The sequence below is a fragment of the Silvibacterium bohemicum genome (assembly GCF_001006305.1).
Taxonomy (GTDB): domain Bacteria; phylum Acidobacteriota; class Terriglobia; order Terriglobales; family Acidobacteriaceae; genus Silvibacterium; species Silvibacterium bohemicum.
In genome coordinates this window covers 159025-171397 of record NZ_LBHJ01000004.1, presented here as the reverse complement: position 1 = coordinate 171397, position 12373 = coordinate 159025, and the positions used below count along the sequence as shown (strand labels likewise).

Genomic DNA, 12373 nt, shown 5'->3' with positions numbered 1-12373 from the left:
GCCCGCAAAGTTTCAACTGTCAATGATGGTCACAGACTCCCTCGGTGGCCTGAGGACGAACGTGTGCTTTGTGAGGCCGAGTCAGCGATGAGTCAGATTGAACTTCAGCGTAAGCGCAGGCGTGAGCGCCTGTTTGCGAGAGTAGCCTCTTCCATCCTGTTCTTCTGCTTACTCTCTCCATTCGGAGCGATCGCGCGGAACTCCCACCCCGGACGCGGCGCGATATCCGCGCAGGACCTGGCGAAGATGGTTTCGACCGCAGTCACTGGATCAGACGCAGCCGACCAGGTTTGCGCTCGTTACGCGACCGGCTCGGTGGTTTCAGCTCCGCCCGAATTGGAAAGTCAGAATGGCGTGCTCGAAGTCACCTTCACCTTTCAGACCGTGACCGACTCGCAGGGCCTCATCCGCTATTGCTACGTGACCAACACCGGCCTGGAAGCTCCTACGCTGCGAGTGAACCCCGGCGACCAGCTCATCATTCACTTCCAGAACAACCTGCCCCCTGCAACCGCCGCCAGCGACAACATGGCGGGCATGAAGATGACGCTGTCTGCCAACGACACTCCAACCACCAGCACTAGCAGCGCCTGCAATGGAGCGATGGGAACGAGCGTCACCAACATTCACTTCCACGGAATGAATGTTGCCCCGGTCTGTGGCCAGGACGAGGTGGTTCACACCCTGGTGCAACCGGGACAAAGCTTCGATTACAACGTGCAGATTCCCGCCAACGAGCCTCCAGGACTGTATTGGTATCATCCGCATCCGCATGGCATCTCCGAAGGACAGGTGCAGGGTGGAGCAACCGGAGCCTTGATCGTCGAGGGGCTGCAGAACGTAGACACCGCGCTGGCCGGACTGCCGGAGCGCACCTTCGTTCTGCGTGACCAGATCCTGCCCCCTTCCGAGATGAACGATTCCAACATCCCGGCGTGGGATCTCTCGATCAACTATGTGCCGGTGACTTATCCGGGCTACACGCCCGCCGTGATCCAGACCAATCCCGGCCAACAGGAACTGTGGCGTGTGGCCAACACCGGCGCCGACACCATCCTGAACCTGCAATACATCGTCAACGGAGTGGCTCAGACCGTTCAGGTGGTAGCCATCGACGGATACCCGATAGCATCCGGAAGCAGCGGACAGCAGTCAGTGAGCCAAACCAGCATCCTGCTTGGGCCCGGCGCGCGCGCAGAGTTTGTGGTGACCACGCCGAATGTCGGCGATCAGGCGCAACTGGTCACGCAGTATTGGAATACAGGCCCGGACGGAGACTTTGATCCGGCGCGGCCCATCGCAAACATCGTGAGTCAAAATGGCATCGAGAACTCCGCTGCAAAGGGTACCGCTGCTGTTCGCCGCTTGCCATCGCATGCGAAACAGACGAAGGTCACACGCTTCTCCGCGCTGGCCAGCGCAACGCCGGTGGCGCAGCGTAACCTCTACTTCTCTGAGGTTCTGCTCGATCCTACCAATCCCCTGAGCCCGACCACATTTTTCATCACTGAAGAGGGACAGACGCCCACCGTCTTCACCATGGATCAGCAGCCGAACATCGTGGTGCATTCCGGTACGGTCGAAGATTGGGTGGTTGAGAATCGCGCCCAGGAAGATCACGTCTTCCATATTCATCAGCTGCACTTCCAGGTTCTCGAAGTGAATGGACAGCCGGCGAACGATCCTGCCATTCGCGATACCGTCGACATCCCCTACTGGAACGGCAGCGGCCCTTATCCCAGCGTGAAAGTGCGCATGGATTTTCGCGACCCCAACGTCATCGGCACCTTCGTCTATCACTGCCACATCCTCGAACACGAAGACGGCGGCATGATGGGCGAGGTCCAGGTGCTGCCGCAGGGCTCGGCCTCGACGACGACCGCGACGGCCTCCGCATCCAGCATCGATCCGAATGGAAATGTCACGCTGACCGCGAATGTCATAGACGCGGCCACCGGCAACGCGACACCCACCGGACTGGTGCAATTTGAGATCAACGGCACGAATGTTGGCGATCCCGTTTCTCTCGCGAACGGACAGGCCACATTGATGACGCCCGTCAACGGCAATGCGGGCGCCAACACTCTGACCGCGTTCTATCAGGGAGATGCGACATACGGTGAATCGGCATCGGCAGCGATTCCGCTCACTATTTCGAACTTCGCGCTTTCGTCTCCGGGAACAACTGCTGCTGTTGGTTCGGCGGCCACGGCTACGGTCACGATCAATGTCGCTAATAACTACACCAGTCTTATCAATCTCAGCTGCACTATGCCCGCGAACCTGACCGAGTCGGCGTGCTTTGTGAATCCGAACTCGATCACCGGGACAGGACTGGTTTCGCTTACCGTCAACACCACGCCGGCGCATCCGCTGAGCAGTATGCGGACAAGGGGCCCGGGCTGGTTTGCTGCCAGCGGAGGGGCAAGCCTGGCCTGTGTCTTCCTGCTCGCCTTCCCACGGCGCAGATGGCGGAGCAGGGCCATGTTCGTGTCGGCCTTCACGGCGATAGCCTTCACTGCGATGGGATGCGGAGGCACAGCAAAAACAGATCCGGGCACGGCCAAGGGAATTTACATGGTCGTTGTCACCGGAAGTGGGACGGGCCAGGGCCAGGCCAGCGTGAATGTCCCCATCACCATTCAGTAGGCGCGGCCTGCTCGTTATCGGCAAAAGAAATATAGGAGAAGGAAATGTTGAAGGCAGTCGGTGATTTCGTTCGCAGGATGGGCGGCTGGTTGTGCGTGGTCGGGCTTCTGTCCGCCTCTATGGCCTTGGCCAGTGTGGGAGGAAGCATTTCCGGCACGCTCAAAGATCCGTCCGGAAGAGTGATCCCGGGCGCGGAGGTCACGGTCCGCGAGACCAACACCGGCCTCTTGTATCACGCCCGCACCGATAGCAAGGGATATTACATCCTGCCTGTTCTGCCTGTCGGCCATTACGACCTGGACATTCAGACCGCCGGTTTCCGCGGATATGAGCGCAAGAATATCGTGCTCGACACCAGCGCTGCGCTCACCCTCGATGCTTCACTCCAGCTTGGCAGTGTGGCTGAGACGGTGAGCGTGAACGACAACACCTTGCACGCCGAGACCACCAGCACTCAGATGGGACAGGTGATCAGCGGACGGCAGATCACCGCTGTTCCACTGGATGGCCGCGCCTTTACCGATCTGCTCTCGCTGCAGGCCGGCGTGGCGCCGCAGACTTCGATTACCAACACGACCGTCCAGGACGTGGGCGCGACCGTTCTCAATCCCTCCGGCGACCTGAATCCCGGCACGGTCTCGGTCAATGGACAGCGTGAGTTCGCCAACTTCTTCAGCGTGAACGGCGCCGATGTGGAAGAAGACGTGAACGCGGGTACGGCCATCATTCCGAATCTCGACTCGATCGACGAATTTCGCATCATCACCGGCAACTTCGACGCTGAGTATGGAGAATTCAGCGGCGGCCAGATCAACGTGATTACCAAGTCGGGCGGCAATGCCTTCCATGGCAACGCATTCGAGTTCCTGCGCAATACCGACCTCGACGCGCGCAACTACTTCTCGCCCACACGCGGAGCTTTCCGCCAGAATCAGTTCGGTGGAACCTTCGGCGGCCCGATCCGCCACGACAAGATCTTTTTCTTCGTCGACTATCAGGGCACACGGCAGACACAGGGCATCGATACCGGAAACATCAGCGTCCCTTCGAATGCGGATCGCACGGGAAATCTCTCTGACGAGGCCGCAAATTTGACCCAGGCTGTCAGCGGTCCTTACTTTGCCAATCTGCTCACGCAGAAGCTGGGATACTCCGTTGTCTCCGGCGAGTCCTACTATGTTCCCGGCTGCGTAACTTCATCGCAGTGCGTCTTTCCCAACGCCATCATCCCGCAGAGTGCGTGGTCCACTCCTGCGCAGCGCATGCTCCAATACATTCCCGCCCCCAACACCGCGAATGGTTTTGCCACGTCATCGTTCAACCAGACGGTTCGTGACGACAAAGGTGCCGCGCGCGTAGATGCAAACAGCCGGTGGGGATTGCTCTCAGCGTACTACTTCATCGACGATTTCAATCTCGACAATCCTTATCCCGTAGCGCAAAGCGGGGCGAGCGTCCCCGGCTTCGATGCGCTCACCACGGGGCGCGCCCAGCTCATCTCGCTCGGCGACACCAAGACCTTCAGTTCGACAGCGGTCAACGAGCTGCACTTCAGCTATGCGCGCGATGTTACCAATCTTGGCCAGCCGATCGGTGGTCTCGGTGTGAGCCTGGCTTCGCAGGGCTTTACCAATGCCGATGGCACGCCGAGCATCATCGCCCTGGACCCCAAGGGCGAGGGCGTCGAGAACCTCAACTTCAACGGCTACTCCACCGGAGCAGCGGCCAACCAGCTCATACAGACGAACAATATCTGGCAGACCTCGGATATCTTCTCCAAGGTGTTGGGCAATCACACCATGAAGGTCGGCGGAGAGTTTCACGCCGATGAGGTGAACGCCCATCCCATCGCGCAGTTTAATGGCAGCTTCGTCTTTCAAGGGCAGGAGACGGGCGTAGACTTCGCCGACTTCCTCGTCGGCGCGCCCAACGAGTACAACCAGAGCCAGCTCAACCCTTTCTATGCCCGCAATAAATACGTCGGGCTCTTTGCGCAGGACAGCTGGCACGCATTGCCCAATCTGACGTTGAACTACGGTCTGCGCTGGGACCGCATCGCGCCCTGGTCGGAGAAATACAATCAGATTTCGACCTTCGTTCCCGGCGCACAGTCGGTGGTCTTTCCGGGAGCGCCTCCGGGCATTCTCTATCCCGGCGATCCTGGCATTCCCAACACGCTCGCGCCGATCAGCGAACATAGCTTCGCGCCCCGCGTCGGCGTAGCCTGGTCGCCGCAGGCAGAGACGGGCAGCGTGCTTGGAAAGATGCTGGGTGCGCCTGGAACAACCAGCGTCCGCGCCAGCTTTGGAAATTTCTACACCGCTATCGATGCGCTCTCGATCGGCGTGCTGGCAGCCAATGCGCCGTATGGCACCACCTACACCAGTCCGCTGCCGCCACTCTTTGCCACGCCGTTCATCAATGCTGCCGATGGACAAAACAACGGCCAGCCTTTCCCTTATACTTTTGCGCCGCTGAATTCCTCGCGCAGCAATCCCGACCCCAATATCAACTGGAGCACCTACGAGCCCATCTCGGGTATCCCGGGATATGACATCCACAACACCACGCCTTACACCGAAGAGTGGATGCTCTCCATCGAGCGGCAGGCCGGTCCGAATACCGTCTTGAGCGCGAGCTATGTCGGCACGGCAAGCCATCACCAGCGCGTTCTCATCGAGCCCAACCCTGGAAATCCTGCGCTATGCCTGAGCCTCAGCCAGCAGAGCGAGGTTCAGCCGGGAACGGCGACCTGCGGCCCCAACGGGGAAGACGGTGTCTACTTCCCAATCGCTGGCGGAGTCGTGAATGGGACGCGCGGTCCTCTCGGGTCGAACTTCGGCAGCAATGCGCTCCAGTCAACCATCGGCAGCGCCAACTACAACGCTCTCGAAGTCACCGCTCGTCACACCAGCGGCCGCTTGGAAGTCTCCGCGTCTTACACCTATGGCAAGTCGCTCGATCAGTCTTCGAACCCGGGCGAGGAAGTGAATCCGTTCAATCCCGCGCTCAGTTATGCGATTTCGTCCTTCGATGTGAAGCACAACTTCGTCGTCAGCTATGAGTACCAGCTTCCCTTCGATCAGCTGTTTCATCCCAATCGGATCAGTCAAGGCTGGTCGCTCTCCGGCATCACGCATTTTGCCACCGGCTTTCCCATCGACATGGTGAATAACGGAGACAATTCATTGATCGGAACCAATCCCAACGGAGTCAACAACGCCAGCATCGACGAGCCCGATTACAACGGCGGCCCGCTGCACCTGAACCACAATCCCCGCAAAAATAACAACAATTACTTCGATACAACGGCCTTCACCCCGAACGCGATCGGTACGCCAGGCACGGCAAAGCGGCGCTTCTTCTACGGTCCGGGAACGAACAACTTCGACATGGCTGTAGCCAAAAAGCTGCCACTCACCGAATCGAAGTCGATCCTCTTCCGCGTGGAGGCATTCAACGTCTTCAACCACACGCAGTTCAGCGGTCCCAGTTCGGTAGACGGCGATATCGGCAGCTCAACCTTCGGCCAAGCCATCAGCGCGGCTCCGCCGAGAATCCTGCAGGGTGCCGTGAAATTCAACTTTTGAGGATATGCCGCTGGGTACGCAGCAGATGTGCCGCGTATCCAGCGGTTGAGCGATTCAAACTCTGGCTGATTGCGGAAGAGCGATCTGCAGGACATCGCTGTCCTGAAGGTTTTCAAGCGCGACGTACTCGGCTCGCAGTGCCTCCGCTAATTCGCGGGATCGGCCCAGCGGCTGTGCGGCGTCTTCCGTATCGATCACCAGCGATGAACAGTGCAGCTGGCTTGCGATTTGAAGCGCCTCCTGCCACGGATCTTCCGCACCCATGCCAACATTGGCGCGCCCATCGGTCATGAGGATGAGTAGCGTCGATTCAGTCGTGTAGGTCTTCGCCAGATCGAGAGCCTGCGCCAGCGGAGTTCTTCCGCCAGTGGGAAGATACTCGAGTGCGGTCACGGCATCCTGCACGATGCGCGAAGGCTCAAGCAGCACCTGGGCAGCGGTGCCGCGAAAGACGATGATGGCCACCTCGTCATCTTTTCTGAAGGAACGGTTGAGCAGGCTCACAGCCGCGCCCTTTACGCGTCGCATCTTCTCCTGCGCCGCATGGGAGCCGCTGGAATCGATGACCAGGAGGTAGCGCATGCCGGTCTTCGGCTGGCGTACCTTCTCGTGCAAATTCGACAAGCGTGGATGAAGCTGCCCGGTATCGAGCAACGTGTGATTCAAGGTCGCGCGAAGATCCAGTTCGATAGGATTTTCCGTGCGGCGAGTTGCCACGACAGGGCCAGGATTTTCGGTCTGCATTGTTTGGCTGTTGCCGCGCGCAGAATGCTCGTTGAGGGCTGCACGGATTGCAGGAGTCTCGGTCTCTCGCGGCGCAAACACCCGCTCGATTGCTTCCTGAGCCTTGTCTTCTTTTGGAGTCTGCGGTTGTTGTGAAGAAGACGGCGGCTGAGGAGGAGCATGGTTCCTGCCGCTCCTTGCGCGATGGTTCAGCACCAGCGGCAGAACCGTTTCGACATGCTGCGGCTGCACCTCCCCATCGTCCATGAGAGCCGCGAGAGCAATGCTGGCGCGTACCGCGGCAAGGTCAGCCCGCAACGACCGCACTCCCGCATCGCAGATCGCTGTGCTGATCTGTGCAAGGATTTCGCCGGAGCAAACAATCGTGGACAGCCGCTCTCTTCCCGCGCTGATCTTCTCGCGCAGCGTCAGCTGATCCCCTGTCCAATCGTTCATGAACTGCGCAGCGTCACGCTCAAAGGCAATTCGCCGCTCGACGACTCTCTGGCGCTCGCCAGTTTCCATAGGCGCGGCGATGTCGACGGAGAGTGCAAAGCGGTCCAGCAACTGCGGACGCAACAGGCCCTCCTCGGGGTTCATGCTGCCGAGAAGGACGAACTCCGCAGCATGCGATGCGCTGAGGCCTTCTCGCTCGATCACGTTTACGCCGCTTGCTGCCGTATCGAGCAGCGCGTCGCCAAGATGCGCGGGCAGTAGATTGATCTCGTCGATGTACAGCACGCCCTGATGAGCTTCGGACAGAAGGCCGGGCTTCAACACCGGGTCGCCTTTCAGCGTTCGCTCGAGATGTAATCCGCCAAGAAGGCGATCTTCCGTAGCTCCGATGGGAAGATTGATGAACGGCGCTGGTTCAGGTAGAAGCGCGGCGAGACCCCGAGCAGTCGTGGTTTTGCCAGCTCCCTTATCGCCGCGCAGCAGCACGCCCAGGCGCCAGTCGATGGCTGCGAGCAGCAGCGCGAGCTTCATCTGATCCTGGCCGACGATGGCTGAAAATGGATAGATGGGCGGTCTCATTCGACAACCTCCCGTTTGCGCTCTCCGTGAGCCTCGAGCAGCGTTTCGGTCTCAAGTAGGATGCCGCGCAAAGCCTCCAGCGTCTCTGGATTCGGGTTCTCCCATAGCTCGCGATTCGCCGCCTCTAGAAGGCGTTCGGCGATGGCGTTCAGCGCCCATGGATTCGAGGTTCCGAGAAACTCTCGCATCTCCGGGGACAGCGCATAGTGCTCAGCAAGCCCCTCATACACAAAGTCCGGAGCGATCTGCGCGGTAGCATCGAAGCCGAAGATGTAGTCGACCGTCGCTGCGAGCTCGAGTCCACCCTTGTAACCGTGGCGTTTGATGCTTTCAATCCACTTCGGATTGATCACGCGCGAGCGGTAGACGCGCAAAGCCTCTTCTCTAAGATCGCGAACACGAACTGCATCGGGACGCGAGCTGTCGCCGAAATACGCTTTCGGCTGCACGCCGGTGAGCGCACGTATGGAAGCAACCATGCCTCCATGGAACTGAAAGTAGTCGTCCGAGTCGAAGATGTCGTGCTCGCGATTGTCCTGGTTGTGCAGCGCGACCTGGATCGATTGCAGCCGCTCGGCAAAGACTGGCCTTGCATCCACTCCCGCTGCGCTCGCGCTGTACGCATAGCCGCCCCATTCGAGAAAGGCGCGTGCGAAATCTTCGTCGCCCTTCCAGTTGCCGGTTTCAATGAGCGGCAAAATACCTGCACCATATGCGCCTGGCTTTGCTCCGAACATGCGATAGCGTGCCTGCGCCTCGGCCTCATCTGCGGGCAAGTCCTTGCGCTTCTCGAGATCGGCAAGGTAATGCTTGCGCGGAAAATTCTGGTCGAGCGGCTCATCACGGTCGATCACCAGAGAGACAGCCTGGTCGAAAAGATCGATCAAGTGAGGGAATGCATCGCGGAAGAAGCCGCTGATGCGGAGCGTGACGTCGATGCGTGGCCTGCCCAACTGCTCCAGCGGAAGAATGGCGACACTCTCCAACCGCCGCGATTGCGCATTCCATACCGGCTCAACGCCAAGCAGAGCGAAGGCCTCGGCAATATCGTCGCCGTGGGTGCGCATCTGAGAGGTTCCCCACACGCTCAGTCCCATCATCTCCGGATAAGAGCCTTCTTCCTTGCGAAAGCGCTCGATAGCCTCGCGCGCCAGCTGCTGCCCGACCCGCCACGAAGCCTGCGAGGGAAGCGCGCGCGGATCGACAGCGTAGAAGTTCCGTCCGGTCGGCAGAATGTGCGCCATGCCGCGCGTCGGAGCGCCCGCCGGTCCTGCAGGCACATACTTTCCTTCCAGCGCATCGAGCAGGTGCTCGACCTCATCGCCTGCTTGTTCGAGCTTGGGCACAAGCTGAGTACATGCGTAAAAAAGAACTCTGCCGAGATCATCGGACTCGAGTCCAAGCACAGCGCGCTGAACATCGGGCACCGCCTCCGCACGAAAGCCGAGGTTCTCAAGCATCGCATAGAGATCGAGCGCAGCTTTGTCGAGAATTTCGAGAACGTCGGAGTATGTATGAATAGGCTGGCCAAGCAGATGGCCGCTTTGTGGCAAAGGCTCGCCGGGATTCTTGAGGAGCAGGGCAAGATCGAAGCCGAAAGCGGCGGCAAGAGTCGACTGTAGACTGCCGATCCCGGCATTTGAAAGACGAGTCAGAGAGCGAAGCATCTCCGCCATCGGAGGCATCTGTCCGAGAACATGCAGCCCATCGCGAATCTGCGCCATCCCCAGCTCGCAGAGATATCCATCCAGGTCCTCGATGAGATGCGCGACGTCGCTTCCGCTCATCTCCGACAGCGTTGTAGGTACGCCTTCGGGCGTGAGCTCATCGTCCCACTCATGCTTGTGGTCGCCGTGGTCGCGGGTCAGCATGCCTTTGAGATTGAGATCGGCCTGCAGATTTGCCTTCTGCACCAGGTCCCATATCTGCTGCTGAAGGTAGGGCAGCTTCGAAGGATCGAGCTTCTCGACCGCATAATATTCGTTGACCAGCTGATTCAGCTCTGCAAGCAAGCCGTAAGTTTCGGCCGTGGTCATCGGCGGAGTGAGATGGTCGACGATAATTGCATGCGCCCTGCGCTTCGACTGACTGCCCTCGCCGGGATCGTTGATGATGAAGGGATAGAGAAGAGGCATATCGCCCAGTAGCAGATCGGGAAAACATTCCTCTGAGAGCCCAATGCCCTTGCCGGGAAGCCATTCCAGCGTGCCGTGCTTGCCCATGTGGACGATCGCGTCCGCTCCCCATCCTCCATCCGACTGCGGAGTCGCGAGCCAGCGATAGAAGGCAGTGTAGTGATGCGTAGGCGGAAGATCAGGCGTGTGATAGATCGCGTCCGGATCGATTCCGTATCCGCGCGGCGGCTGCAGCGCAATCAAGGCGTTCCCAAAATTGAGGGAAGCGAAGTGATAGTGCTGCGGATCCCCCCACGGCTCATTCTCGAGCGAAGCGATCTTGCCGGCGAGCGAGCCAAGAAGCTTCTTGTCGGTCTTCGGTTTCGCTGCACGCACGCTGAAGCCGCGTTCCTGCGGCTGCCCCCAGAAGTCTTCCATCCTTCGCCTAGAACGTTCGGGAAACGCGGAAAACTCCTTGAGATACGCTGCCCGCGAAAAATGTTCCGCATGGTCAGGATCGAGCGGATGGCGGTCATCGTAGCTTCCGCGCTCGAGCAGCCGCTGCATGAGCGCGTCGGAAGTCTCGGGCAACGCATCGATGGTGTAGCGGCGGCTCCTCATCGCATGCAGCGTGGTCAGCAGGCTGGCAGGCGTATCGAGCCCGACAGCACCGCCAACCTGTGAGGCCTTGGCCGCGGAGTTGGTGAGAACGAAGGCAACTCGCCGCGCGGAGTTCGGCGTGCGGCGCAGCTTTGCCAGGCCCGCAGCGATGCCAGCAACTCGATCGACTCGCTCCTCATGCGCGACATACAAGCCGTCCGACCCCGATGTCCCGCGCTCCTTGAAAGAGATGGGCACCGTAATGATGCGTCCATCGAATTCGGGGATGGCAACGTTGATCGCAGTTTCCAGCGAGTTGAGTCCTCGCCGTGATCCTTCCCACGCGCCTCGCGCCATGCCGCTGGCAATTGCCTGAACCACCGGAATATTGAGACGTTCGAGTGAGGTAATCGCATCGCCTGCTTCTGTAACGTCGCCGGTGTTGACCTCACCCAACGCGAACGAAAGCGTCGAGATCAACACATCGGCGCGGCCCCGAATCCATCGAAAGACTGCGGGACTGCCCGCTTCCTTCGACTTCAGGCTGGAGGTGAAGATGCAAAGCGCATTCATGCCACGCGCCTCGATCGCCTGTGCCAGCGCATCAATGAAAGCAAGGTTGCCGCTCATCCGATGGGCACGATAGAAGAGCACGGCAGCCGTAGGCTTGAGCGGATCGGCGCGCCGCTCCCACTCTTCGATGTCCGCTGCTTCCATGTCCGGCAGATAAACGCCATGCTCGGGCATCGGGCTCGGCAATGCGTAGCCATGCCCGGTCAACAGCAGCCGATCCGATAAAAAGCGGCACATCTCGACAAAGTTGCTCACACCGCCAAGCGAGAGATAACTGGCCGCAGTTTCCATTACGTCGGCAGGTACATTTACGGTCTGCGAAAATTCCGGAGTCAGCTCTCCCGTGCCGCTTATCAGGACCAGCGATTGCCCGCGCTCCACACACACCGCGCGAAGCCGATCGAAGCCAGGGATGCTGCTCAGAGGACCATGAACGCGCAGCACGATTGCACGCGCGCAGCCAAGCTCTCCTGCGAGCAAGACCTCCATCTGGTCTTCGCTGCGGAGCGAATTCAGCGAGTAGCCGTTCACCTCAAACTCCGGAGGCAGCAGCTCGCGCGCCTTCGTCAGTGTGAGCAGATCAGTGTCTGCATGCGAGAGCAGCATGATGCCGCCAGTCGCCTGCTGCGGCTGAGTCGCATCCATCAGCGCTGCTGGCTCTCTCACATCCCAGTCGTAATAGTTGAAGACGTATTCGCTCAACTCCGCCGGGGGCTTCAGGAAACGATCCGCCTGCAGCATGGAGTCGATGTAGTCGAAGATCTGCCTCACTTGCCAGGGGCTGTTGACCGAGTGGAACCAGACAGCCTGGCCATCGAAGACCAGACTGGCGACGTTGGCCAACACGCACGGCCCGAGGCATCCACCTTTGGTGAGATGGACGGCATTGCGCATCTTGCGCTTGGTCCACTCCTCTTTGTAGACATCCACCGGCACTTCGGCGTAGCCGCGATCGGTGCGGCCGCAGCAGCAACCGGTGAAGCAATAGGAGAGATGTCCCCGATGCTGAAGGATGTTCAGCGTGCGGCCGTCGGCGCGAATCACGCGCTGCCGATGTACGGTCATGCGCTCACCGCTGGGGCGTTATCG

At 59.7% G+C, this 12373-nt stretch carries 4 protein-coding genes; 2 read left to right on the top strand and 2 right to left on the bottom strand.

Features of this window, described 5'->3' with window-relative positions; all coding sequences use genetic code 11:
• Positions 1-87 precede the first annotated feature (87 nt).
• Both XX99_RS11370 and XX99_RS11365 read left to right on the top strand, forming a co-directional pair.
• The gene (locus tag XX99_RS11370; RefSeq protein ID WP_050059523.1) at positions 88-2649 is read left to right on the top strand and encodes a multicopper oxidase domain-containing protein; all 2562 of its coding nucleotides are present in this window, start codon (positions 88-90) and stop codon (positions 2647-2649) included.
• Between the two features lie 44 nt (positions 2650-2693).
• Complete coding sequence (locus tag XX99_RS11365; RefSeq protein ID WP_050059522.1) at positions 2694-6239, top strand: outer membrane beta-barrel protein; 3546 nt, start codon at positions 2694-2696, stop codon at positions 6237-6239.
• A gap of 54 nt (positions 6240-6293) precedes the next feature.
• On the opposite strand, the gene XX99_RS11360 is transcribed toward XX99_RS11365, so the two are convergent.
• Both XX99_RS11360 and cobN read right to left on the bottom strand, forming a co-directional pair.
• On the bottom strand, positions 6294-7997 hold the full coding sequence (locus tag XX99_RS11360; protein WP_050059521.1) for an ATP-binding protein: 1704 nt from the start codon (positions 7995-7997) through the stop codon (positions 6294-6296).
• Positions 7994-12349: a cobaltochelatase subunit CobN gene (cobN, locus tag XX99_RS11355; protein ID WP_050059520.1), complete on the bottom strand. Its 4356-nt coding sequence runs from the start codon at positions 12347-12349 to the stop codon at positions 7994-7996. The genes XX99_RS11360 and cobN overlap by 4 nt, the downstream gene beginning before the upstream one ends.
• Between the last annotated feature and the right edge of the window lie 24 nt (positions 12350-12373).